This window comes from Halopiger djelfimassiliensis, from assembly GCF_000455365.1.
Lineage (GTDB): Archaea > Halobacteriota > Halobacteria > Halobacteriales > Natrialbaceae > Halopiger_B > Halopiger_B djelfimassiliensis.
Genome location: NZ_HG315685.1, coordinates 885,765 through 910,575, shown reverse-complemented (window position 1 = coordinate 910,575; position 24,811 = coordinate 885,765). Strand labels below are relative to the sequence as shown.

The following is a 24,811-nucleotide window of genomic DNA, read 5'->3' as shown; positions in this document are numbered from 1 at the left end:
ACCTACCCGAAGCCTCTTATGAACCAACACCCAAAGGTCGGGTGATGAGCGACACTGTGGACGACGTCGACCTCCCATACGACGAGGACGAGGCGTCCCAACAGGAGAAGATCCAGGCGCTCGAGGAACGGCTGGAGATCCTCGAGGCGCAAAACGAGGAGATGCGTGACAAGCTCCTCGATGCGAACGCCGAGAACAACAAGTACCAGCAGAAACTCGAGCGGCTGACTCACGAGAACAAGAAGCTGAAGCAGTCCCCGCTGTTCGTCGCCACGGTCCAGGAGATCACGGACGAAGGCGTCATCATCAAACAGCACGGCAACAACCAGGAAGCGCTGACCGAAGTCACCGAGGAGATGCGCGAGGACCTGGAACCCGACGCCCGGGTCGCCGTCAACAACTCCCTCTCTATCGTCAAGACGCTCTCGAACGAAACCGACGTCCGCGCTCGCGTGATGGAAGTCACCGAGAGTCCCGACGTCAGCTACGAGGACATCGGTGGGCTCGAGGACCAGATGCAGGAGGTCCGCGAGACCGTCGAGATGCCACTCGAAAAGCCCGACATGTTCGACGACGTCGGGATCGACCCCCCGAGCGGCGTCCTGCTGTACGGGCCGCCGGGGACGGGCAAGACGATGCTGGCGAAAGCCGTCGCCAACCAGACCGACGCCACCTTCATCAAGATGGCCGGCTCGGAGCTGGTCCACAAGTTCATCGGCGAGGGTGCCAAGCTCGTTCGCGATCTGTTCAAGGTCGCCCGCGAGCACGAACCCGCCGTCATCTTCATCGACGAGATCGACGCCATCGCCGCAAAGCGGACGGAATCGAAGACCTCCGGCGACGCCGAGGTCCAGCGGACGATGATGCAACTCTTGAGCGAGATGGACGGCTTCGAGGACCGCGGCGAGATCCGCATCATCGCCGCCACCAACCGCTTCGACATGCTCGATCGCGCCATCCTCCGGCCCGGCCGGTTCGACCGGCTCATCGAGGTGCCAAAGCCCAACCAGGAGGGCCGCGAGATCATCTTCGAGATCCACACCCGCGGCATGAACGTCTCCGACGGCGTCGACTTCGCGGAACTGGCCGAAGCGGCCGAGGACGCCTCCGGTGCCGACATCAAGGCCGTCTGTACCGAAGCCGGCATGTTCGCCATCCGCGACGATCGCACCGAGATCCGGATGGAGGACTTCCACAACGCCTGGGACAAGGTGCAGGCCGAATCCGACGACGCGCAGGACGTCTCCAAGACCTTCGCCTGACGCTCTCGTCCACCGTCTTTCCTTCTCGAGAGCCGCCGAGTCTTACACGCGTGTCATCCGGCGGGGCTTCTTCGCCGATGCTCGAGTTCCCTCGGCGGTCTGAAACAGCGCTGTGGCGAGCTTTCGGGCTCGATCCGTAGCTGATCCACGCACCGACTGAGTGACCGGGCGACGGGATTGCCTCGAAAAGTCGTTCGGAGCCTCGGCCCGCACCAGTCTCGCCGAACCGACGTTCGAGCGCCGTTACGGAGCGACCCCGGTAAAGACGAGCCACGGGACGATAAACAGGGCCAGCGTCAGCACTGCGAGGATCAGTACGTATCCGATGCCCGTTCCGGCCGCGGTGAGCCACGACGGATGCTCGAACTCGGCGAGATCGACTGCCATGTGGCCTCCATCCCGCGTTGGGAGCATAAACGTACCGGAAAACCGACTCTCTATGCCCACTCGGTCCCCGTCCCGATTCCCGAGGAAGACTCGAGAGTCGTTTCCGGACGGTTTTTACCGGGTGACCGGCTAGGGGCCTTCAATGACGAAGATCGTCGTGGTTGACAACCACGGGCAGTTTACCCATCTCGAGCGCCGGGCGCTTCGCGACCTCGGCGTCGACACGGAGTTGATCGACAACGAAACGCCCCCCGAAGACGTCGACGCCGACGGCGTCGTCCTCTCGGGCGGCCCCGACATGGACCGGACCGGTCGCTCGGCGGAGTACCTCGAGGCGGACGTCCCGGTACTGGGGATCTGTCTCGGTATGCAGTTGATCGCCGAGGAACTCGGCGGTCGCGTCGACGGCGGCGACTACGGCGGATACGCCGACGTCAACGTCGATATCGTCGCCGACGACGACCCCCTCACCGGCTCCCTCCATCCTGAGACGCGAGTCTGGGCGAGCCATGCGGACGAGGTCACGGAACTCCCCGACGGCTTCGAACTCACGGCCCGGAGCGACGTCTGCGACGTCGAGGCGATGAGCGACACCGACCGCGACCTCTACGGCGTCCAGTGGCACCCGGAGGTCGCTCACACCGAAGAGGGCGAGGAGATCTTCGAGAACTTCCTCGAGATCTGCGAGTCGGCGTAGTCCAGTCGATCGGATACCACTGTTCTCACGTTCCGACATTATCGGACGAGCGGCGAGACCGCATCGGTCACCGGAGCTATCACGACTACTGCAGCGGTACGGACGCGGCGAGCGTCTATCGGCGGTGACATCGTTATCGACTTCGGGACCGCGGTTCGGAGCGCCATCCCTCCTCGAGACCTCACTAATCTCGACCGTCTCGCAAGCATGTCGTCCCTCGTTCTTGTCGCTGAGGCAGTCACGGAACGAGACTGTCGCCGCCTTCCCGACGTCTTCGTCCATTGCGCAATAGGCAACGGGAATTATATCTTACTATATAATACTTAATTAATTATGAATGTTGTCGTGATATAGTGGGCTAGCGGAATGAGATCAGATGCCAGCTACGCAGCAGTGCTCACTGCAATGAATCTGTACACTGTCAATGCCGATGGGTATGCATTCTCTATGGAATCTATCACAGTCGAAACCGATAACGTCACCACGGTTTCTCGGACGCTCCTCGAAGACCACATCGAGGTTTCCGGGTACGTTACCGACGTAGACGACAACCCGATCGAAGGCGTGAACGTCAGCATCGGCAACGAGGAGCACATGTTCACCGGAGACGACGGATACTACGAGTTTACCCTCCCCGGAACGGTGGGCCACATAGACTACACACTCACGGCGAAGGCCGACGGCTATCAAACCGAGTATGAGCGTCTCTCCCTCGAAGAAGGTGATCGAGTCACGAAGAACCTGACGCTCGAAGAAACCGGCAGCGTAATCAACGGGACGATCACTGATCCCACCGGTGATCCGGTTCCCCACGCGTTCGTCAGCGTGGCAGATGAAGAAGTGACGACCGATGCTGCCGGGAACTACGAGATCACGGTCACGTCGGGCGACTACACGCTCGAGGTTATCGCCGACGGGTTCAAGGACGCGACCGAGTCAGTTTCCGTCGGTCCCGGCGAGAACGCGACCGTCGACCTCACTCTCGAGAACGCCGACGGAACGGTCGTCGGAACTGTGACCGATACCGACGGCGAACCGATCGAGGACGCGACCGTCACGGTCGCCGACGAAGAACCGTCGACCGACGCGGACGGGACCTTCGAAGTCGATTTACCCGTCGACTACGACTTCACCGTCTATACGGTCACGGTCAGTGCCGACGGGTACGAAACCGTGAGCAAGGACGTCACGATCGCACCCGAAAAGACCACCGCCGTTCCGGTCGAACTGACGCCGGCTGATCCGTCCGAGATCGACTTCGGGGTTACCATCCCGGACGATTTCGAGGTGGACGACCTCTGTAACGAAGTCGACGATCTCGAGGCGGAGCATCCGCTCTCGGAACGCTGTTGAGAACGCGAGACCCTGACACGGCCCACGACCGGACCGCTACTCGCCGCGGTCCGGTCGAGGCGCGATCCGGTCGGCTGCCGCCCGTAACTGTTCGATGACGGACGGCCGCCCGCGGCACGTCAGCGTGACTTCGTCGCCGTCGTAGTCGACCGCGTCGACGGTCGTCCGATCGTAGGCTCGGGAGACGAGCGACATCGTCTCGTCGCAGTTCGGCAGCCGGCGCGTAAGGTGGGCTTCCGGAAGGCGGGCACGAACCGCTTCACGGAGCGACTCGAGATTGTGTCTCTCGCGGACGCTCACCGGAATCGGCTCTGCCGCCGCCGTCGGCAGGACGGCCTCGGCGAGCGAGCACCGCCGCGCTCGCTCGCGGCGGGAAAGCCGGTCGACCTTGTTCAGCGCGGGGACGATCCGGTCGTCGTCGACGCCCTGTGCCTCGAGCACCTCGAGCGAGACGGCGAGTCGTTCGCGGACCTGTTCGGGCGGCTCGCTCGCGTCGACGACCAGGACGACGACGTCAGCGGCGGCCGCTTCCGAGAGCGTCGAACTGAACGATTCCACGAGGTCGTGGGGTAGCTCGTCGACGAAGCCGACCGTGTCAGTCGCGAGGACGGGACGGCCGTCGATCGTCACCCGTCGAGTCGTCGTCTCGAGGGTTTCGAACAACCGGTCGGCGACGGTTGCGGAGTCCTCCGCCCGTCTGTCGGGTGGGCGCTCGTCGGCCGCTGCGAGCGAGAGGTCGTCGGCGAGTCGGCGAAGCAGCGTCGACTTGCCGGCGTTCGTATAGCCCGCGATCGTGACGAGGTCGAACCCCGATTCGCGGCGTCGGCTGCGGAACTGATCGGCCGGATCGGGTAACTCCTCGAGTGTGCTCCTGAGGTGATCGATCCGATCGCGAACGTCGTAGACGGGCGATCCTTTCTCGGTCTGGGCGTTGAGCAGCCCCTCGTCCGCGGACTCGATCAGCCGCGGGAGTTCGTACTGCAACCGGGCCAGTTCGACCTGGAGTTGCGCACGGCGGGTGTCAGCTCCCTGTTCGAAGCGTTCGAGAACGAGTCGGTATCTGTCGATCACGGTCGTCCCGTCGGGCATCGCCGACTCGAGGGAACAGTGTTGGCTCGGCGTCAGCGTGTCGTCGACGACGACGCAATCAGCCGCGTTCGTTCGGGCGAGCGTAGCCAGTTCGTCGACGGTTCCCGCTCCGAAGACGGTGCCGGGATCCGCCGGTCCGACCTGCGTTCGTTCGGCGACGACCGCGTATCCGGTCGCGCGGGCGAGGGCCCGGATCTCGTCGGTTTCGACGGGGGCGGTCGGCGATCGTTTCGCGATAACTGTGCGTCGGTTCGGTTCGTTCGGTCGTGACATGTGTCGGATTGCATGGGTACGGCTAGGCAGTCGATACGCGGCCGCGACGAGCGAGGTCGCGGCGCTCGAGGTGGACGAAACCGGGCGCTCGCGGTGTGGCTGTGCGTTGCAACCGTCGCCACGACGGAAGCGACCCGGTCAGTAGAACGAAGCGGTCTCCATCTGCCTCGAACCTAGGTTCGCGTCCCTGAAATAAAGTCGTTGTGCCGAACCCGGAGATGCTGTGGGTCGGCCGGGACCCGGTTGACCGCCAGTATATTGGTGGCTCGTATACTGTGTCATCGCATGCCAACCGACACGGTCGGTCGGTTCGAACGCGCGCTCGCGGACCTCGACGTGGGCGTCGAGCGTGTGCCGGCGGCCGACGCCAGCGACCGGATCGAATCGGTGCTCGAAACCCCCGCCGTCGGCATCCCGCTTCCGTTCGCGGGCGCTGCGTTGCCGGGGTCGGTGAGGACGGCACCGACCGCACGCGACCTCACGACGGCCCGGACCGGCGTGACGCCCGCGCGGTTCGCGATCGCCGAGTACGGTACCGTCGCGATCGAATCGACGGGCGACGGTGAGGAACCGAGTAGCCTCTACCCCGAGCGACACGTCGCTGTCGTCGCCGCAAGCGACGTCGGAGCGCGACGGCAGATATGGGCGATCTCGTCCACGGCGTTCACGGCCCCGGGGAGGTTCACGTGATCGTCCTCGAGGACCGGTGATCGACGATGGCCGACCACACACACCCGTCACGGTCGTCCGGGGAAACCGCGGCGCGAATCCGGCACCTCCTCGAGACCGAGGGCGATGCGGTCCACACACAGGCGAGCATCTCGAACGCCGGTCGAGTGCAGGCCTACGACGAGACGGACGATCTGGAGGCGTTGCGGACCGAGGCGCGTGCGATCAAGGAGGACGCCATCGACCGCCTGCCGGAGTTGCTCGGGACGGTCCGCGACGCGGTCGAGGACAACGGCGGAACGGTCTATCTCGCTGACGACGCCGCGGATGCGAACGCGTACGTGGCGGACGTAGTCCGGGACGCGGCCGGCGACGACCCGACCGTCGTCAAATCGAAGTCGATGACGACCGAGGAGATCGACCTCAACGAGGCCCTCGAACGCGATGGCGTTTCGGTGTACGAAACCGACCTCGGCGAGTGGGTGTTGCAGGTCGCCGACGACACGCCCTCCCACATCGTCGGCCCGGCGATGCACCTCGATCGCGCGGAGATCGCCGAGCTGTTCAACGAGCGGTTCGACCCCGACGAGCCCTTCGAGACGGCCGAAGAACTCACCCGGTTCGCCCGCGGCCACCTCGGCGAGTACATCCGCGAGGCCGACGTCGGAATCACGGGGGCGAACTTCGTCGTCGCCGAGACCGGGACGATCGCGCTCGTCACGAACGAAGGCAACGCTCGCAAGTGCGCGGTCACGCCCGAAACGCATGTCGCGGTCGCGGGAATCGAGAAACTGATCCCGTCGGTGCGCGATCTCGAGCCGTTCGTCGAGCTGATCGCAAAGAGCGCGACGGGCCAGCCGATCTCTCAGTACGTAACGATGTTGACCCCGCCGACCGACTCGCCGACGATCGACTTCGATCGGCCCGACGAGCCGATCACGACCGACGGTGCGGCCGACCGCGAGTTCCACCTCGTCTTGCTGGACAACGGGCGGACCGACTTGCGCGATGACGACCGCCTCAGGGAAACGTTGTACTGCATCCGGTGTGGGGCCTGCTCGAACTCGTGTGCGAACTTCCAGTCCGTCGGCGGCCACGCCTTCGGCGGCGAGACGTACTCCGGCGGGATCGCCACGGGATGGGAGACCGGCGTCCACGGCCGGGAGTCCGCGGCCGAGTTCAACGACCTCTGTACCGGCTGTACGCGCTGTGTCGACGCCTGTCCCGTAAAGATCGACATCCCGTGGATCAACACCGTCGTCAGAGATCGGCTCAACCGAAGCGGCGATCCCGACGCCTACGATTTCCTCGTCGACGGCCTCTCGCCGGACGCCGAAGAGGGCGGCCTCGACCTCGGCAAACGGTTCTTCGGGAACGTCGGAACGATCGCGAAACTCGGCTCCGCGACGGCACCGGTCTCGAACTGGCTCGCCGAAACGACTCCCGTCCGCGCGCTGCTCGAGCGAACCCTCGGGATCGATCGCCGTCGCGACCTCCCGACGTTCAGCCGGGAGCGGCTGGTCGACTGGTTCGAACGCCGGGGCGGCGCGGACGCCTCGAGACGGCGCGCCCGGCGGGCCTCGTCCCGCTCCGGCGGGGCGGACGCCGGCCCCGACCGCGAGGCCGTCCTCTATCCCGACGTCTACACGAACTACGTCGATCCCGACCGCGGGAAAGCCGCCGTCCGGACGCTCGAAGCGCTGGGCGTCCCCGTTCGCGTCCCGGACCTTCCCGAAAGCGGCCGCGCACCGCTTTCACAGGGAATGGTCGCCACGGCCGACCGCCGTGCGAGCCGGCTCTTCGCCGGGCTCGCGGAGGATCTCGACGCCGGCCGGGACGTGGTCGTCGTCGAGCCCTCCGATCTGGCGGCGTTTCACCGGGAGTACGAACGCCTGCTCCCGACCCGGTCGTTCGAGCGGCTCCGGGACAACAGCTACGAGATCTGTGAGTACGCCTACGGTCTCCTCGAGAACGGGGCCGACCCGTCGGTTCTCGCGACCGCCGGTGGCGACGGCCACGCCGACGACGGGACGCCGATCGCCTTCCACTCCCACTGCCAGCAGCGGACGCTCGGACTCGAGGCACCGACGACGGCCCTGCTCGAGCGCTGTGGCTACGCGCCCCGGACCTCGTCCGTCGAGTGCTGTGGCATGGCGGGGTCGTTCGGGTACAAGCGGGCCTATTACGAACTGAGCGTGGACGTCGGCGACCGGCTGGCCCGGGAGTTCGAGGGCGCGCAACTGGTCGCCGCTTCGGGGACCTCCTGTCACGACCAGCTCGAGTCGCTGCTCGGCCGGCCCGTGGAACACCCGATCGAGGTGGTTGCGCCCGACGCCGGTCGGTGAGACGGAGCCGGCGGTAGGCGGGCTGACACACTGACGACCGCTGAGAAACGTCGAATCGAGAACGAGCGCCCCGCCCGCACCGATCGCGGGCGTTACTCCTCGAACAGTTCGTCGACGGCCTCCCTCGCGGCGAGGGCGGCGTCGTCGGCGACCTGATCGGGGTCGGGACCGTCCTCCTCGTCGGGCGCGTTGAGGTAGACGTCGACTTCGAGGACGCCGTCCTCGAACGAAACGGTGACGTCGCAATCGCGCACACTCGACTGCTTGTACCGCGAGAAGATAAGCCCTTCCGCGGCGTCCGAGGCCGTCTGGACGACGTCCTCGTCAGTCGGCTCTCCGGCTGTCATTTACGCGCCGCCAGCGCCCGGGCCGCCGGGACCGGCCGGACCGCCCATGCCGCCACCCGCACCGCCGAGCAGTTCCTCGAGTTCCTCCTGAAGGTCCTCGAACTGCTGCTGGACGCGGTCTTCCTGTTTTTCGAGCGTTTCGAGTCGGATCTCGAGCGAGTCGACCTTCTCTTCGAGGTCGTCCTGTGCCTCGTCGTAGTCGGTCTCGACGAGGAGTTCGCCGACGTTACGGTACATCGTCGTCTCCTCGTCGATGTTCTCGAGTTCCTCGAGCGCGCTTTCGGCCTCGGTGAGGTTGGACTCGGCTTCCTGTTTCTGGACGGCGACCTGCTGTGCGGTCTCCTGCAGGTCCTGTAGCTGTTCGATTTTCTCCTGTGCTTCCGGCGGCAGATTTCCTTGCATATCTCGACCCTCGCCCTCCGGCGTTATAAAGTCCAGCTTTGCGTTCGGTCGGCGGAGCCGCCCCGTGATCCGATCGAATCCGGCTCGAGAGACGGGTTCATACGGCAAACGGTCGGAAGAACGGACGATCGCAACCCGCGACGGCTGGTCCGTGGTCCCAACACACAACCCCCACCACTATACGAAGTCCCGTCGTGGATCGCGTGATGCGACGCCGAGAGACGCTCGTCGCCGGCGGGTCCCTTCTGGCTCCGCTCTCGGGGTGTCTCGAGACGCTTCGCCGGGAGGACGCCTGGCGCGAACTCGTCGTCGACCCGCCCGAACGGGTCTACGTGCCGCCCAAGATCGACGAGACGATGCCGTACGGAACGGCGACGGCGAACGGACTGGAAATTTCGATTTCGGCCACCCGTCCGCACTCCTTCTGGACGGTCACCGGACGGGAGCGCTCCCGGGCGGACGTCCGCTCGAACCACGCGATCCACCTGATGGCAGCCGTTCGGGACGCGGCGACGGGCGTGGTCGTTCCGACGACGGTCGCGACGACGATCCGGAACGCGACCGGCCGCGTCGACGAACGGACCCTCTGGCCGATGCTCTCCCAGCGAATGGGGTTTCACTACGGCGACAACGCTTCGCTCGAGGGTGCGGGGAGCTACGAGGCGACGGTCCGGGTCGGGCCGCCCGGTCCGGCGACGGCCGGCGGAGTGGGCGATCGACTCGGACGCGCCACGACCGTCTCCATCGAGTTCGACCACGATCCGAAGGCGATCGACGGACTCGGGCGCACGCTGATCGACGAGGACGAGGGTCGTGGCGACCCGGATGCGCTCGAGCCGATGGACCCGGTCGCGGCCCGGGCGGCGCGGTTCGGACTCGAGGGCGCTCGAGACGACGCAATCCCGGGTGAACGGCTCGGCGTCGCTTCCAGCGGCGACGTCAGCTTCCCGGTTCGGGCCGTCGGCGGCGCACGTCACGCGCGAGGGCGCGACGGGGAGCAGACCCTCGCCGTGGCACCGCGGACGGCGTACAACCGCTTTCCGCTCCCGTTCGCGGCGCTTTCGCTTTCGTTACTGCGAGACGGGGACGTGATCCGCGCCGTCCGGGGCCGGGAAACGATCGCGCCGGAACTGGGCCATCACTACGCCGCGGTCGTGGCGGCGTCCGACCTCGAGCGGGCCGAGACGCTACGAATAGCCGTCGAAACGCCCCCGCAGGTGGCGCGTCACGAGGGATACGAGACCGCCTTTCTCGAGGTGGATCCGGCGACCGTCCCAGTATCGTAACGGTCCGGTTGCTCCGACGATCAGTTCGCCGTGTGGCCGCCGGCGACACGGAGCACGAGACCACCCAGTCCAAGCAAGACGACGCTGACGACGAGCCAGTGTGGGTTCCACGCTTCGGTTCCGTGAACAACGTTGTGCAGGTCGAGGACGTAGTGGCTGACGATTCCGTCGATGACGTTGAACACGCCCATGCCGACGACGATCGTGCCGACGAGAAACGCCGTCGAAAGCCGTTCGTCCGCACGGTTGACGGTTCGCCACACCATCGCGAGTCCGACGACCGTGACGGCGAGCGTCGCCAGCAGAAACAGCCCGTCGAACATGACGTTCGTCCGGACGCCGTCGAAGCTGTACGGATCGTAAAACCCCGAGAGGAGATGGTGGGTCTGTATCGTCAGGTGAAAAATCACGACGTCGACGACGGCCCCGAACCCGAACCCGGCCGTCGTCCCGGCCGCTACGAGTCGTCGCCTGCGTCGCGTTCCGACGTCGGTCGCCATACGGGACCCTTCACGACGACGCGGAAAAAACGAGGCCCGACGACTGCTACGTTCGAGCGATCGGCCCTCGCTATCCGTCGAGTACCGCGTCGCCGATGTCGGCCGTCCGCTCGGCGACGTCGATCAGCGAAAACCAGGTGTTCAACGCCGCCCGGAGGGCGATGACGTCGGCGGCGTCGATTTCGACACGGACGAGCGAGCCGTCCCGCTCGATCGTCGTCCGGGAGCGATCGTCGTCGATCTCGCCGATCTCGCGGGCGACGCTCTCGGCGACGAGCCGTGCACGAGACGCGGTCTCGTAGTCGAACTCGAGGGTCGCGTCGTGAGAAGACACGTGCGGCTATTCGACGTCGACTTCCTTGACGTCGCGGCTGCGTTCTTTCAGGAGTACGCGGTGTCCACAGTAAGGACAGCGGACGCCGCCGTACTCGTCGAGCTGAACGTCGCGTTTACAGCGGGAGCACTTGTAACTCATCCGTGGCGTAGCAGTAGATCGGGTTATTCGTCGTCTTCGGCCAGTGCGGCGCGAATCGAACGCTGGACTGTACGGCCGGCGGGGGTCTCCGGACGGTAGGCACCGCCGGTGAAGACCTCGCCGGTTTCCTCGTTCTTCCAGATGCCGGTTCCGAGGCGGGTGACGTCGTCACCGTCGACCTCTGCGTTTTCCATGTCGTCTTCGATCTCACTGACGCGACGTCGGGCGACGCGACCGTAGCGTGCGCCAAAGCGGCCCGCGCTACCGACGGTTCCTTTCTCGGCCATAGTACCGCTACCTATCGGCAGTAGATTCTTAAACCTGTTGAGTCACGACGACCCGTCGGCGCGCTCGGCGACCGGCCCGGCGAGGACCTCCCGAACGACCAGTACGAACGCGGCGAGATAGCCGATCGGCGCGAGCGGCACGCCGAGCAGGCCGGTTCCGACACCGGTCACCGCGATCGCTGTCCGAAGGGCGATTCCGCTTACCGCCAACAGCGGAATCGCGGCCAGAACGGCGTCGGCGCGCTCGGGCATGGCTAATTATATCTAATTACCCGGTCGCCGTTAAGGGTCACCCAACCAGCAGACAGTGTCACTTCCATCGGGTCGTGACAATACTTGCTCACTGGAATTCGGCGTCGGCGAGGACGTCGTTGAGATCCTCCCGGATCCGTTCGCCCATCTCCCGGTCACGGGCGGTCGTCACGACGCGGTTCTCCTGGACGCTCGAGCCGTCGCGCAGGAGCATGCGAACGTTGCCGCCGTCGTCGGCGCGGGTCACTTTCGCCCGAAGGCCCGACTGGGACCCGTTCCCGCCGGCGTCGATCGGCCCGGGGATGACTTTCTTGACGTGTGGATGGCCCGCGACGGCCTGAATCGCTCGCATTCCCGTCCGGCCGCCGATGAGCGTGGAGTGGCTGCCACCGATCTTCTCGGCCGGCGGGGTCTCGACCACGTCGAGCGCACGGTTTCCGCGGCGCTCGAGAACCGCCTCGACGGGCCGGTCGTCGTCGACGCGATAGAACGGGTGATGGATGTTCTCGCGGACGGCTCGGATCACGGGGCGCGAACCGCCGGCGTAGACCTCTTCCGGCCGCTTGCGGCGGATCTCGTCGCCGATCAGCCCCGCGAAGTTCCGCAGTTCGACGACCTCGTTTTCGCCGTCTTCGGGCGTCGTCGTGATCGTCGTTTCGCCGAGGACCGCCTCCTCGTCGTCGGCTCCGGCTCGTTCGTCGTCGCCGGCGAGCATCGTCAGCGTCGCCCGGTCGCGCGCCGCCTCGAGAACGATCGCGTCGGTGTTCGTCTCCCGACAGACCAGACAGAAGTCCCCGGGTTTCTCGAGCGGCGATGCGCAGTGGCGACACTCCATAGCGGACGTTACCGGCGGGCCTGTAAAACCGACGCGCTTTCCGTTCGGATCGTGCGGACGCGACCCGCGAGCGATCGGCGCGAGATATCCGTCCCGAACCCTCAAGACTCGCCCTCGCATAGACCGGATCGATGGATCGCCGGGCGTTCCTCGCAGCGACGTTCTCGCTTTCGCTTTCGGGCTGTCTCGAGTATCTCGACGGGGACGGCGAATCGATCACCGATCCCGGCGACGTCACGATCGTCTGGTCCGACCTCGTCCGGGACGATCCCGGTACGGAGGCGGAACGCGTCGCCGTCTGGGGTGCCGCCAGAAACGTCGGCGACCGAACGCTGAACTACGTCGAGATCCGCGCGACCTTCTTCGACGCGGCGGGCGAGGAACTCGAGAGCGTCATCGAGAACGTCGACGCCGACGTCAGCGCCGGCGGAGAGTGGCCCTTCGAGATCGAGTTCCCCCGCTTCGGCGAGCGAGCAGCCGCGGTCGACGCGTACGAACTCGAGCCGGTGACTGGAGTCTGACGAGCGGACACGCCAGCATGGAGCCGGAACCCACTGCCCACCCGCCATGACCGACCACGACGAAGGCGTCTCGACGCTCGCAAAGCAGGGCGGGATCACGTTCCTCGGGAACGTAGTCAACGGTGCGTTCGGGTTCGCCATCGTCATGTTGATGACCCGGTTCGTCAGCCCCTCCGTCTACGGGTTGTTCGTGCTGGCGACCTCCGTGATCCTGTTTCTACAGGTGTTTGCAAACCTCGGGCTCCCGCTGGCGATCGATTACTTCGTTCCCCAGTATCTCGACGCGGACAACCCGGGCAAGGCAAAGGGGGTGATCGTTCAGGTGACCGCGACCGTCCTCATCACCTCGTCGCTGGTCGCGTTCGCGCTCGCGGCGGGTTCGAGGTACGTCGGCGAGTTCTTCCGGGAGCCGTCGATGCAGGTAGCGCTCTTGCTGCTGTCCGTGACGATCCCGATGCTGGCGATCTACAACGTCTTGCTCACCACCTACTACAGCATCAAGAAACTCCAATACCGGGTCGTCATGCGCGATCTCGTGCGTCCGACCGTCCGGTTTGCCGTCACCGCCGGCCTGCTGGTTTCCGGGTTCGGACTCCTCGGACTGATCGCCGGCTACGTCGTCGGCCTGCTCGTGGCGATCGCGGTCGGGACGGTCGTGTTCGTCGTCAAAACCTGGACGCTTCTCACCGCCGAACTCGAACTCGTCGCGCCGGCTCCGCTCCTCGCGTACGCGATCCCGCTTGCCATGACGAGCGTCGTCTTCGTGTTGATGGGTCACGTCGACTACTTCGTGCTCGGCTTTTACCTCGAATCCGACGACGTCGGCATCTACCGGGTCGGGTACATGCTCGGCTCGGCCCTGATGATCATGTTCAACTCGCTGTCGCCGGTGTTCAAGCCGCTGATCGCCGAGAACAGGGACGACACCGCCCTCGTCGAACGGCGGTTTCGGGTCGCCGCTCGCTGGATCGCCGGTCTCACCATGCCGATCGCCATCACGCTCTCGCTGGGCGCGAGTTCGTATCTGGCGGTACTATACACGCCACAGTACGCCGAGGCGACCGTCGTCGTCGCCGTGCTTGCCGGTGCGTTCCTGTTCAACGTCACCTTCGGCGGTCCCGACGGCTCCCTCCTGCAGGGCCTTGGGTACTCGCGGATCGTCTTCGCCAACACGCTCGTGCTCTTTGGCGCGAACTTCCTGCTCTCGTTTACGCTCGTCCCGTTCATCGGAATCGAAGGCGCAGCCGTCGGCTCGGCGACGGCGCTCGTTCTCGTCGGCGTGTTGACCCTCGCCGAGGTCTACTACCTCGACGGCATCCATCCCTTCACAAGGGACTTCGGCAAAGTCGTCGGCGCGGGCGTACCCGCCACCGCCGCCGGCGTTCCCATCGTCGTCCTCCTCGAGTCGGACCCGGTGATCGTCACCGTTCTCCCGGTCGTGGTCGTCGGCACCTACCTCCTGTCGCTGATCGCGACCGACGCGTTCACCGACGAGGACGCGCGGCTGGCCGCCGCGTTCAGTCCGGTCCTCGAGAAGTGGCTTCCGGTGGGCTGACTTCTGCCTCGAGACGCGGTCCTCGAGCCGACGGGTTCAGTCGGTGACGTCGGTCTCGCTCCCCCCGGTCGCGGGTTCGTCGTGGCCCCGCGGCTGGCCGTCGTCCGGGTCGGAATCGCGTCCCTCGACGACGCCCGATTGCCACGTTCCGAGCCGAAACCAGGCGACGGCAACGCCGAAGGAGACGACCATACCGAACGAGTACGCCCACCAGATCCCCTCGATCCCCCAGTCCAGCGCGGCGATGGAGATCCCGGTGCCGGGGATCGTCACCGTCCAGGCGAACGCGAGCACCACCGCGACCGGGACGCGGAAGATCCACCGCGAGAGAAACGACAGCACCATCGCTTCCCGCGTGTTCCCGGCCCCGCGGAACGCCCCTTGAATGACCATCACGCCGGCAAACAGCGCCCAGAAGGGGGCCATGATCCGGAGGAAGACGACCCCCTCGGCGATCACGTCGGGATTGTCGACGAAGACCCGCATCGCCCGTTCGGGAACGACGACGAGGAGGGCTGCGACGGCGAGGATACAGCCCATCGTCCCGATGGTCGCCGTCCGCGTCACCGCCATGGCCCGATCGGGGGCTTTCGCCCCGAGGTTCTGGCCGACGCCGGTCGCCGTCGCGTTTCCGACGGCACCCGCGACCGCCCACGTGACCGACATATACCGGACGCCGATCCCGTAGGCTGCGGTGGGATCGGCACCGAATCGGGCGACGAAGCCGGCCATCGCAACCGACGCGAAACTCCGGGCCCAGCCGTCGATCGTCGACGGATAGCCGACGTCGAGCAGCCGCTTTTGGAGCGCGAGATCCGGAGTCAGGTCTTCGGGACGAAGCCGGACGCCGAACCGACCGTCGAACAGGATGACGAGACCAACGGCGGCGGCCAGCGCCCGCGAGATGAACGTCGCAATCGCGGCACCGCGGGTCCCCATCGCCGGAACGGGACCCCACCCGAGGATGAAAAACGGATCGATCACGACGTTGATGCCGGCGGAGACGAAGACGAGCCACATCGCCGTCTTCGTGTCCCCGGCCCCCTGTAGCGAGGCGCGAAAGGCGAAAAAGAGGAAGGTCAGCGGCAGGGCGAGGAAGATCACCTCGACGTATGCGAGCGCTTCGGCGAACACCTGCCCGTCGGCCCCGATGGCGTCCAACAGCGGTCGCCGGAAGGACAACCCGGCGACGGCAAGGACCGTCGAGACGACGAGCGTGAGCAGGACCGTCTGGGCGACGACCCTGTCTGCCATCCGGTCGTTTCCCGCGCCGACGTACTGTGAGACGAGCGCGATCGTCGCCGCGGTGATCCCCATCGCGGTCGAGACGAACATCCACGAGAGGGGGAACATCAGCGAGACGGCGGCGACGGCGTCGCTGCTCACGCGGCCGACCCAGAACATATCCGCGAGGTTGTAGACCGTCTGGAGGAGGTTTCCCAGGACGAGCGGCCAAGCGAGGTGTAACAGCTTCGGGGAGATCACCCCGGTGGTCATGTCGATGCGCTTGCGTCCGGGACTCGAGGAGGCGTTCGCGTCCGTCGCGTCCGAAACCGAGTCGTCTTCCCTCACGCGTTCACATCCGTCTCTCGCTCGCTCGAGTGAAAAGGACTCGGACTAGCAACCGCGTTCGTCGTTGCACGTCCGACTACCGATCTCCTTTGAGCGAATATAGTACTCGATTTAACATTAATTTTATAGACGAGAGCGTGGCATCCATGTCTGGAGATGGTTAAGGAAAATTTACGATACTTGGCCCACGGGCCGAGCAGACGGCGTTTCCTCGGCAGCACGGCGTCGCTGGTCGCCGCGGCGGCGTCCACGCGAACGGTTCCCGACGCGGTCGCAGCCCGAGTTACTGACGGCGACGACGATCCCGTCCAGCAAGTGCGCTCGCCCGACGGGTCGATCATGGTCACCCTCGACATCTCGAGCGGGACGCCGACCTACGCGGTCACGGTCGAGGGGACGACGTACCTCGAACCCTCGACGCTGGGCTTCGACTTCCGGAATCAGCCACCGTTCGGGGCGGCCGCCGACGGGACCAGCGGTCCGGCACTCACAGTGACGGGGACCGAGCGTCGCTCCGCGACGGAGGAGTGGAACCCCGTCTGGGGTGCTTACGACGAAGTCGCCGCCGACTACAACGCTCTCGTCGTCGGCCTGCAGGAAACTGCAGGGGCGGGGCGGGCGGCCAACCTCGAGTTTCGGGTTTTCGACGACGGCCTCGGCTTCCGGGTCGTCTTCGACGAGAGCTTCGCGAGCAACGCCGGCAAGGCGGTCATCGAATCAGAGAACACCGCGTTCGCCTTCGCGGACGACTACACCGCGTGGTGGATCCGCAACGCGGTCACCGATCCGCGCTTCGAGCAGGAATACGAGGAGACGCCGCTGAGCGAGGTCCCCGGCGGAACGCGGGAGACTCGACCCACCGGCACGCCGATGCGGAGCGGCACCCACACGCCGCTGACCGTCGAAGCCGGCGACGCCTACCTCAGCGTCCACGAGGCCGACCTCGAGGACTACGCGGCCGCGACGCTCGCGCCGCGATCGGACGACGGCGGGACCGAATTTACCACGGAACTGACGCCGCTGCCCGACGGAACGAAGGTTTCGCTCGAGTTGCCACATACAACCCCCTGGCGGACGATCCAGATCGGCCGGCGACCGGGCGACCTGATCGAGTCCCAGCTGATTCCGCTGTTGAGTTCCCCGCTCGAGGAATCGGCCCTGCCGACCGTCGACGGCGAACCCGATACCGACTGGATCGAACCGCGCACGTACGTCGGCATCTGGTGGACGATGATCGCCGGGGCAGCGAACTGGGAGTACCGCCCCGACGAGTCCTTCGACAGCCCCGAAGAGGCCGCGGGCTATATCCACGGTGCCCGCACCGAGCGGATGAAGCGGTACATGGCCTTCGCCGCCGAAAACGGGATCGACAGCGTCCTCGTCGAAGGGTGGAATCAGGGCTGGGATACCTACCCCGGCGACGGCACCGGCCTGCAGTTCGGCGTCGACGACTCCTCCCCCGACTTCGACGTCCACGAGGTCACCGACTTCGGCCGGTCGCTCGAGCCGGGCGTGGAGATGACGATCCACAACGAAACCGCCGGCGCGCTGCCACATTACGAGGATCGGATCATCGAGGACGACCTCTTCCAACAGTACGAGGACCTTGGAATCCACTCGATCAAGAACGGCTACGTCTCCGACGAGGGGCTGGGTATCGACGGTGACGGCTCCGACCCGACGCACAACCAGCATAATCAGGTGGCAGTCAACCACCACCGGCTGGTCATCGAAGCCGCCGCGGCGGACCGCCAGCTGCTCGAGATCCACGAGGGGATCAAGCCGACCGGTGAGATCCGGACCTACCCCAACGTGGCCAACCGCGAGGTCGTCAAGGCCCAGGAGTACGACGGCTTCGAGCAGTTGAGTTCGGACGTCGCCCCGGACCACCACGTCACGCTGCCGTTCACGCGGAACCTCGCCGGACCGGTCAGCTTCCAGCCGGGCATCTTCGACATCACGTTCACCGACGACAGGGGCGGGCAGATCCGAACGACGCGGGCGAAACAGCTCGCCATGTACCCGACCTACCTGAGCGGGCTGCAGATGGTCGCCGACCGCATCGAGGCCTACGTCGACGAGACGCTCGAAGTCGGCGAGTGTTTGCAGGCAGCCTCGGGCGACATCGACGGCTTCGTTACGCTCGACGAGTGGCGCAACGCCTTCGGCACCAACTTCGTCGCGGTCGACCCCAACCGCGTCCCGTCCGGCTCGTCCGTTTCCGTCACCGTCGCGGACGTCGATGCGGGCACGTACGACCTCCACCTCCGGTATGCGGCGGCACCGGAGGACAACGCCCGGCGGGTCGTCGAGGCCGGCGAGCCGCAGGCGACCCTGCGGATCAACGACTCAACGCGGCAGATCACCCCCGCGTTCACCGACTACTGGGACCAGTGGGAGGTGTTCACGACGGAAGTCGACCTCGAAGACGGCGATAACGAGATCGCGATCGAACTCCACTACGACGACTCGGGCGAGACGTTCGAGGGCGACGTCGGCGGTTTCAACTGCAACACCATCGGCATCAGCGACCCCGACGCGCCGTCGCCGGTCCCCGCCGACTACGAGGGATACACGCCCGAAAGCGAGAACTTCGACGCGAAACCCGAGTTCGACTTCCTCGAGGCGGTCCCGGCGGCCGGCTGGGAGGAGACGCGGGTTGTCGACGCCGAAATCGGCGACTACACCGTCGTCGCTCGCCGGAAGGACGAGGAGTGGTACGTCGGTTCGATGACCGACGACGGCGGCCGTGCGGTCGACGTGCCGCTCGATTTCCTCGCGCCGGGGAACGCCGGGAGGAAGGACAACGGAACGGGAACCGGCAACGAGAACGGTCCGAGAGGTCCCAAGTTCGTCGCCGAAATCTACGCCGACGGACTCGGCGGTGGGTACGAGTCCGATCCCGAGACCGTCCGGATCGACGAGGCCGTCGTCGACCCGAGTACGACGCTGTTGGCTTCGATGGCCCGGGGCGGCGGCATGGCCGTCCGGATTCGCCCCGCGAAGGGGAACGAGCGCGACGATCTCCCGACCTACGAGCGCCCCGAACAGGACGTGCGTTACAGCATCGACGAACGGGCTGCCCTCGGCGAGCCGTTCATTTCGGCCACCGGCTCGAACGACGGCGATTTCGTCGGCGGAACGACCGTCGCGATCGAGGTCGACGGCGAGCGCGCGGCCGTCGACAACGTCCGCCTCCCGCCCGGCGCGACCGACGGGACCGTCGATCTCGGCTACGCGATCACGTCGACCGGCACCTACGACATCGTTCTCCGGGATCCAGACGACGGCACCGTTCTCGAGTCCGGCGCGGTCTCCGTCACGTCTTCCGACCTCGTCGCCGAGTTCGACGATCCGCAGGGGGACGACCACGGGCCGGGCGAGTACACCTATCCGACCGGCGACGACTTCCGTGACGGCGCGTTCGACCTGCGGTCGTTTGCCGTTTCCGAGACCGACGACGCCTATCGGTTCGCATTCGAGGTCGGGGAGCTGTACGACACCTTCGGCGGCGAGTTCTCGCCCCACTACTTCGTAGTCTACCTCCGCGACCCGTCCCGGGACGGCGGGCGGACGACCGAACTCGGCGATCTCGAGATCACCGCGGCGTTCGACGAGCCCTGGCACTACCGCATTGCCGCCAGCGGCTTTGACTCGAGCGTCGTCGATGCGGACGGGAACGGGCACGGTGCGCCGGAGACGGTCGTCGACTTCGAGAGCGACACGGTCGTTCTGCCGGTTCCGAAGGACGTACTGGATCTCGACATCGCGAATGCCGAACTCCTGCCTGTGGTCGGCTCTGAGGATCAGGGCGTGTTCCGCAGCGTCGACGTCGAAGCGGCAGCCTACACTTTCGGTGGCGCGCGAGAGGGTGCAACCGAGAACGCGCCACGGGTGATCGACCTCCTGACGCCGGCCGATATCGACCAGTCCGAGGCGCTCGCGTACGACGCAGACCGGGTAGCGACCCTTCCGTTTACCCCGCTGTAAGCGGCGGACAGCCGCGTCTCACACTCCTCGAGCACGCGCGACGACCGAGCGCGTGTATCGCACGCACGCGATTCGCGCAGTCGGTCGAGGTGGAGGATGAGCCGCCCGCTGTCCTCGACGCGGACTGCGGTGCGGTGGTCGCTGTACGAGCTCCCCTCGTGTGTTATTGTGCTGGCAAGCGTAGGTCGTTCGTGATGGTGTCAGAAGAACATCAGTATCGGACGAAACCCGACCGGCGTCGCGTCCTCGGTACGATCGGAGCCGGCCTCGCCACGGTACTCGCCGGCCGTGCCGACGGCGTCACGAGCGACGACGAGCCGATTGTCACCCATCCCGAGACCGTCCCCGTCGACGAGCCGTTTACGCTCGAAATTGCGGGCCTCCCGGAAGGAACTACCGTCGAGGTGACCGCGACGGCCGACGACGCCCGGGACGTCACCTGGTCGGCGACCGCGACCTACGACGCCTCGGACGGGACGGTCGATCTGGACGAGGACGCCCCGACCGAGGGTCCCTACGAGACGGCCGAGACGATGCGGTTGATCCAGCACATGCACCCCGAAGACGGAGGCGGGTTACCGTACGTGCCGCCGCCGGAAGAGCGGCTCTCGATCGACGTTACCGCCGACGGCGACGCCGTCGGATCGACGGCGATAACGCGTCCCTTCGGTGACCCCGCTGTCACCGCGACCGACCTCGAGCCCCCGAACCTCGTGGGCGAGGTCTTCGAACCGCCGGGATCGGTGCCCGCACCCGGCGTCGTGGTCCTGCACGGCTCGGAAGGCGAACCCCGTACGGGTATGGCGCGACTGCTCGCGTCCCACGGGTTCATCGCGGTCGCGCTCCAGTATTTCGGGGCCGCCGGCCTGCCGTCGGAACTCGTGGAGGTCCCCGTCGAACTCGTCGACGAGGCGGCGACGTGGCTCCTCCAGCGAGACCGCGTCGATGGCTCCCGGATCGGGCTTATCGGGGCCTCCAAAGGCGGGGAACTGGCGCTGTTGGCCGGCAGCCGGTTCGAGTCGATCGGTGCCGTCGTCGGAATCAGCGCCAGCGGCGTCGCGTGGGCGGGGGTGTCGATGACCGAGCCGTCGGCCGACTCCTCCTGGACCGTCGACGGCGAGCCCGTACCGTACGTGCCCTATACCGACGATCCGACGGTCTGGGACAGAGAACCGCCGCTGGAATTCGAGCCGGCCTACGCGGCCTCCCTCGAGGCGGCGTCCGCGGACCGGATCGAGGAGGCGACGATCCCCGTCGAGGAGATCGACGGCCCGGTCCTGCTCGTCTCCGGCGGTGCCGACCGGCTGTGGAACGCCGTCGAACTCTCGTCGATCGCGATCGATCGACTCGAGGCTCACGACCACCCCCACGAGCACCTCGTGTTCGACGAGGCGGGCCACGCTATCCAGTACCCGTACCTGCCGACCGCCAACCGTGCGGAAGTTCCGCCCTTCGTGCTGGGCGGAACCCCGGCGGGGTACGCCGAAGCCGACGCGGCGTACTGGCCGCGGGCGCTCGAGACGTTACGGCGTGCGTAGCGATACCGCTCGTTACAACCGCGACTGGCTCGCTGTAGCCAATATAGCCCGACTACGGCCTGTATATATTGATTATGTCCGGAAGTTACTTTAATAATATAATTTAACCATATGCTGTGGTCAACCCTGGCAATACTCGCAGCGATATACACGGTGATCTTCGGTTCACTCTCACTAATCGTCTACTGGGATAGCAATCGTACGGGGATGGACGGGCCGGCCAAATGGGCCGGGTTCGTCTTCATCACGGGTGGTGTCGGACTGTTACTGTATCTCTCCGAGAAGGACAGCGAGGTCGCTGACGTCGACGAAGCCGACCCGTTTTCCCTCCCGGGTTCAACGCCGAACGATCACCAGAAACGCGACCGCGACTCGGACGGGTAAGCCTTCCATTGGTCCGACCGTTCTCCGGCGACATCCCCCGGTTCGGGAGCACGTCTGCCCTCGAGACGCGCCACCCGCCCCTCGGCTGTTCGGGGCCGTGTGCTGGCGAACGAACCCGACGCTGATACGGCTTCGCACAGTGGCTCTCTCGCGCGCAAGCGCACCGCCCGCGACCGCACGCATACCCGCGCAGTCTGCCGGTTTTGGCGAAAGCGTTATCAGAGCTTCAATCGTAGCGAGCGACGATGCACGACACTCGTTCGTCGCCGGGACCGCTCGCTCGAGGGGGTGATCGAGGGTGGAACTGATAATCACGGAGAAGGACAACGCCGCCCGCCGGATCGCCGACATCCTGAGCGGCGGCACCTACGACTCGAGCCGCGAGAACGGCGTCAACGTCTACGAGTGGGGTGGGAAACGCTGCGTGGGGCTGTCGGGCCACGTCGTCGGCGTCGACTTCCCCTCGGAGTACTCCGACTGGCGGGACGTCGAACCCGTCGAACTCATCGACGCGAGCGTCGAGAAGACCGCGACCAAGGAGAACATCGTCGCGACGCTGCGAATCCTCGCGCGCAAGGCTACCCGCGTGACGATCGCGACCGACTACGACCGCGAGGGCGAACTCATCGGCAAGGAGGCCTACGAGATCGTCCGCGAGGTCAACGACGACGTTCCGATTCGCCGGGTTCGATTCTCGTCGATCACGGAAAACGAGGTGCAAAACGCCTTCGACGAGCCGGACGAACTCGACTTCGATCTCGCCGCCGCCGGCGAGGCTCGCCAGATCATCGACCTCGTCTGGGGTGCTGCACTGACCCGGTTTCTCTCGCTTTCGGCCGGCCAGCTCGGCGAGGACTTCATCTCCGTCGGCCGGGTGCAGTCGCCGACGCTCAAGCTGATCGTCGACCGCGAGCGCGAGATACAGGCCTTCGATCCCGAGGACTACTGGGAACTCGTGGCCGATCTGGCGAAAGACGCCGAGTCGTTCGAGGCCCAGTACTTCTACCGCGATGAGGACGACAACGAGGCCGAACGCGTCTGGGAGGAAGCCGTCGCCGACGAGGTCTACGAGACGCTATCGAGCCACGATTCGGCTACTGTCGTCGACGTCAACCGCCGGACGCGAACGGACTCCCCGCCGACGCCCTTTAACACGACCCAGTTCATCCGGGCGGCCGGTGCGATCGGCTACTCCGCGAAACGGGCGATGTCGATCGCCGAGGACCTCTATACCGCCGGCTACATCACCTATCCGCGAACCGACAACACCGTCTACCCCGACGACCTCGATCCCGAGGCGTTGCTCGACGAGTTCACCGGCCACTCGACGCTCGGCGAGTCCGCCGAGTCGCTGCTCGAGGCCGACGAGATCACGCCGACGCGGGGCGACGAGGAGACGACCGACCACCCGCCGATCCACCCGACCGGCGAGATCCCCGCCCGCGGGGACGTCTCGGACGACGAGTGGGAGATCTTCGAACTCGTCGTCCGGCGGTTCTACGCGACCGTCGCCGACGCTGCGGTCTGGGAACACCTCAAGGTCGTCGCCGAGGTCGCCAACCACCGGCTCAAGGCAAACGGCAAGCGCCTCGTCGAACCCGGCTACCATGACGTCTATCCGTACTTCAGTACGAGCGAAAACTACGTCCCCGACGTCGAGACCGGCGAGGAACTCGCGCTCACCGACGTCGAACTCGAGGCGAAACAGACCCAGCCGCCCCGCCGGTTCGGCCAGTCCCGGCTCATCGAAACCATGGAGGACATGGGGATCGGGACCAAGTCAACGCGACACGAGACGATCCAGAAGCTGTACGATCGGGGCTACATCGAGAGCGATCCGCCCCGGCCGACGAAGCTGGCGATGGCCGTCGTCGAGGCCGCCGAGAACTACGCCGATCGAGTCGTCAGCGAGGAGATGACCGCACAACTCGAGGCCGACATGGACGCCATCGCGAGCGGCGAGGCGACGCTCGACGACGTGACCGACGACTCCCGGGAGATGCTCGAGGAAATATTCGCGAACCTCGCGGAGTCGCGCGAGGAGATCGGCGACCACCTCCGAAAGTCGCTCAAAGACGACAAGCGACTCGGGCCGTGTCCCGAGTGCGGCGAGGATCTGCTCGTCCGCAGTAGCCGACACGGCTCGTACTTCGTCGGGTGCGACGGCTATCCCGACTGCGAGTACACGCTGCCGCTTCCCTCGACCGGCAAGCCGCTGATCCTCGAGCAGGAGTGTGACGACCACGGACTCCACGAGGTGAAGATGCTCGCGGGACGCCAGACGTTCGTCCACGGCTGTCCCCTCTGTAAGTCCGAGGAGGCCGGCGAAGGACCCGTCCTCGGAACCTGTCCGGACTGCGGGGACGACCACGACGGCGAACTCGCGATCAAGACGCTCCAGAGCGGGTCCCGACTGGTCGGCTGTACGCGCTACCCCGACTGCGAGTACTCCCTGCCGCTGCCACGGCGCGGCGAAATCGAGGTCACAGAGGAGTACTGCGACGAACACGACCTGCCCGAACTCGTCGTCCACAGCGGCGACGAGCCGTGGGAACTTGGCTGTCCGATCTGTAACTATCAGGAGTTCCAGGCCCGCGAGAGCGACAGCGGCTCGGATCTCGAGGCGCTGGACGGAATCGGCGCGAAAACGGTCGAAAAGCTCGCCAGCGCGGGGATCGAGAGCATCGACGACCTGACCGAGGCCGACCCCGACGCCGTCGCCGAGAACGTCGACGGCGTCAGCGCAGACCGGATCCGAAACTGGCAGGCGAAGGCCTAAGCGTCCACGCAAA

At 66.0% G+C, this 24,811-nt stretch carries 22 protein-coding genes and 1 pseudogene; 12 read left to right on the top strand and 11 right to left on the bottom strand.

All coding sequences use genetic code 11. The annotated features are described in order from the left end of the window. Positions 1 to 44 precede the first annotated feature (44 nt). Positions 45 to 1,262: a proteasome-activating nucleotidase Pan1 gene (gene pan1 / locus TX80_RS10270; protein ID WP_049923005.1), complete on the top strand. Its 1,218-nt coding sequence runs from the start codon at positions 45 to 47 to the stop codon at positions 1,260 to 1,262. A 243-nt stretch (positions 1,263 to 1,505) separates the two neighbouring features. Here pan1 and TX80_RS19410 read toward each other — a convergent pair whose 3' ends face one another. After that, positions 1,506 to 1,649 (bottom strand): hypothetical protein, encoded by a 144-nt coding sequence (locus tag TX80_RS19410; RefSeq protein WP_195893063.1) that lies wholly within the window; start codon positions 1,647 to 1,649, stop codon positions 1,506 to 1,508. A gap of 142 nt (positions 1,650 to 1,791) precedes the next feature. Here TX80_RS19410 and TX80_RS10265 point away from each other — a divergent pair, with 142 nt between their 5' ends. Together TX80_RS10265 and TX80_RS10260 are read left to right on the top strand one after the other, a co-directional pair. After that, complete coding sequence (locus TX80_RS10265; RefSeq protein ID WP_049923004.1) at positions 1,792 to 2,346, top strand: GMP synthase subunit A; 555 nt, start codon at positions 1,792 to 1,794, stop codon at positions 2,344 to 2,346. 447 nt (positions 2,347 to 2,793) lie between these two features. After that, the gene (locus TX80_RS10260; RefSeq protein ID WP_049923003.1) at positions 2,794 to 3,699 is read left to right on the top strand and encodes a carboxypeptidase-like regulatory domain-containing protein; all 906 of its coding nucleotides are present in this window, start codon (positions 2,794 to 2,796) and stop codon (positions 3,697 to 3,699) included. Positions 3,700 to 3,735: 36 nt separating this feature from the next. Here the strand turns inward: TX80_RS10260 and hflX are convergent, their stop codons facing one another. Further along, positions 3,736 to 5,061 carry a GTPase HflX gene (hflX, locus tag TX80_RS10255; protein ID WP_049923002.1) on the bottom strand — a complete coding sequence of 442 codons (1,326 nt, stop codon included), beginning with the start codon at positions 5,059 to 5,061 and terminating at the stop codon, positions 3,736 to 3,738. A 285-nt stretch (positions 5,062 to 5,346) separates the two neighbouring features. Between hflX and TX80_RS10250 the strand changes: the two are divergent. Then, positions 5,347 to 5,771, top strand: a pseudogene (locus TX80_RS10250) (lactate utilization protein C). Between the two features lie 6 nt (positions 5,772 to 5,777). Further along, a complete protein-coding gene (locus tag TX80_RS10245) occupies positions 5,778 to 8,075 on the top strand; it encodes an LUD domain-containing protein (RefSeq protein WP_049923001.1) in 2,298 nt (765 codons plus the stop codon). 92 nt (positions 8,076 to 8,167) lie between these two features. Here the strand turns inward: TX80_RS10245 and TX80_RS10240 are convergent, their stop codons facing one another. Continuing rightward, the gene (locus tag TX80_RS10240) at positions 8,168 to 8,422 is read right to left on the bottom strand and encodes a hypothetical protein (RefSeq protein ID WP_049923000.1); all 255 of its coding nucleotides are present in this window, start codon (positions 8,420 to 8,422) and stop codon (positions 8,168 to 8,170) included. After that, positions 8,423 to 8,824 carry a prefoldin subunit beta gene (locus tag TX80_RS10235; RefSeq protein ID WP_049922999.1) on the bottom strand — a complete coding sequence of 134 codons (402 nt, stop codon included), beginning with the start codon at positions 8,822 to 8,824 and terminating at the stop codon, positions 8,423 to 8,425. Positions 8,825 to 9,030: 206 nt separating this feature from the next. On the opposite strand from TX80_RS10235, the gene TX80_RS10230 reads away from it, so the two are divergent. After that, positions 9,031 to 10,110 carry an iron transporter gene (locus tag TX80_RS10230; protein WP_049922998.1) on the top strand — a complete coding sequence of 360 codons (1,080 nt, stop codon included), beginning with the start codon at positions 9,031 to 9,033 and terminating at the stop codon, positions 10,108 to 10,110. Between the two features lie 20 nt (positions 10,111 to 10,130). Here the strand turns inward: TX80_RS10230 and TX80_RS10225 are convergent, their stop codons facing one another. The 6 genes from TX80_RS10225 to TX80_RS10200 all read right to left on the bottom strand — a co-directional run bounded on the left by TX80_RS10225 (position 10,131) and on the right by TX80_RS10200 (position 12,459). Next, a complete protein-coding gene (locus TX80_RS10225) occupies positions 10,131 to 10,610 on the bottom strand; it encodes a DUF2243 domain-containing protein (RefSeq protein WP_049922997.1) in 480 nt (159 codons plus the stop codon). 70 nt (positions 10,611 to 10,680) lie between these two features. Beyond that, the gene (locus TX80_RS10220) at positions 10,681 to 10,944 is read right to left on the bottom strand and encodes a KEOPS complex subunit Pcc1 (protein ID WP_049922996.1); all 264 of its coding nucleotides are present in this window, start codon (positions 10,942 to 10,944) and stop codon (positions 10,681 to 10,683) included. A 6-nt stretch (positions 10,945 to 10,950) separates the two neighbouring features. Then, a complete protein-coding gene (locus TX80_RS10215) occupies positions 10,951 to 11,085 on the bottom strand; it encodes a DNA-directed RNA polymerase subunit P (RefSeq protein ID WP_049922995.1) in 135 nt (44 codons plus the stop codon). A 23-nt stretch (positions 11,086 to 11,108) separates the two neighbouring features. Continuing rightward, positions 11,109 to 11,372 carry a 50S ribosomal protein L37 gene (locus TX80_RS10210; RefSeq protein WP_049922994.1) on the bottom strand — a complete coding sequence of 88 codons (264 nt, stop codon included), beginning with the start codon at positions 11,370 to 11,372 and terminating at the stop codon, positions 11,109 to 11,111. Between the two features lie 42 nt (positions 11,373 to 11,414). Then, positions 11,415 to 11,624, bottom strand: coding sequence for a hypothetical protein (locus tag TX80_RS10205; protein ID WP_049922993.1), 210 nt, complete (start codon positions 11,622 to 11,624; stop codon positions 11,415 to 11,417). 88 nt (positions 11,625 to 11,712) lie between these two features. Then, positions 11,713 to 12,459, bottom strand: coding sequence for a DUF2103 domain-containing protein (locus tag TX80_RS10200; RefSeq protein WP_049922992.1), 747 nt, complete (start codon positions 12,457 to 12,459; stop codon positions 11,713 to 11,715). Positions 12,460 to 12,590: 131 nt separating this feature from the next. On the opposite strand from TX80_RS10200, the gene TX80_RS10195 reads away from it, so the two are divergent. Beyond that, on the top strand, positions 12,591 to 12,980 hold the full coding sequence (locus TX80_RS10195; RefSeq protein WP_049922991.1) for an FxLYD domain-containing protein: 390 nt from the start codon (positions 12,591 to 12,593) through the stop codon (positions 12,978 to 12,980). Between the two features lie 46 nt (positions 12,981 to 13,026). Next, entirely contained in the window at positions 13,027 to 14,535 is a 1,509-nt protein-coding gene (locus tag TX80_RS10190) for a flippase (RefSeq protein WP_049922990.1), read from the top strand. A gap of 36 nt (positions 14,536 to 14,571) precedes the next feature. Here the strand turns inward: TX80_RS10190 and TX80_RS10185 are convergent, their stop codons facing one another. Beyond that, the gene (locus TX80_RS10185) at positions 14,572 to 16,032 is read right to left on the bottom strand and encodes an MATE family efflux transporter (protein ID WP_049923217.1); all 1,461 of its coding nucleotides are present in this window, start codon (positions 16,030 to 16,032) and stop codon (positions 14,572 to 14,574) included. A 231-nt stretch (positions 16,033 to 16,263) separates the two neighbouring features. Between TX80_RS10185 and TX80_RS10180 the strand changes: the two genes are divergently transcribed. The 4 genes from TX80_RS10180 to TX80_RS10165 all read left to right on the top strand — a co-directional run bounded on the left by TX80_RS10180 (position 16,264) and on the right by TX80_RS10165 (position 24,798). Beyond that, positions 16,264 to 20,097 (top strand): glycoside hydrolase family 97 catalytic domain-containing protein, encoded by a 3,834-nt coding sequence (locus TX80_RS10180; protein ID WP_049922989.1) that lies wholly within the window; start codon positions 16,264 to 16,266, stop codon positions 20,095 to 20,097. 194 nt (positions 20,098 to 20,291) lie between these two features. Beyond that, positions 20,292 to 21,635, top strand: a complete 1,344-nt coding sequence (locus tag TX80_RS10175; RefSeq protein ID WP_049922988.1) for an acyl-CoA thioesterase/bile acid-CoA:amino acid N-acyltransferase family protein — start codon at positions 20,292 to 20,294, stop codon at positions 21,633 to 21,635. A 207-nt stretch (positions 21,636 to 21,842) separates the two neighbouring features. Further along, positions 21,843 to 22,019 carry a hypothetical protein gene (locus TX80_RS19760; RefSeq protein ID WP_230198707.1) on the top strand — a complete coding sequence of 59 codons (177 nt, stop codon included), beginning with the start codon at positions 21,843 to 21,845 and terminating at the stop codon, positions 22,017 to 22,019. A 298-nt stretch (positions 22,020 to 22,317) separates the two neighbouring features. Further along, positions 22,318 to 24,798 carry a DNA topoisomerase I gene (locus TX80_RS10165; protein WP_049922986.1) on the top strand — a complete coding sequence of 827 codons (2,481 nt, stop codon included), beginning with the start codon at positions 22,318 to 22,320 and terminating at the stop codon, positions 24,796 to 24,798. Positions 24,799 to 24,811 lie beyond the last annotated feature (13 nt).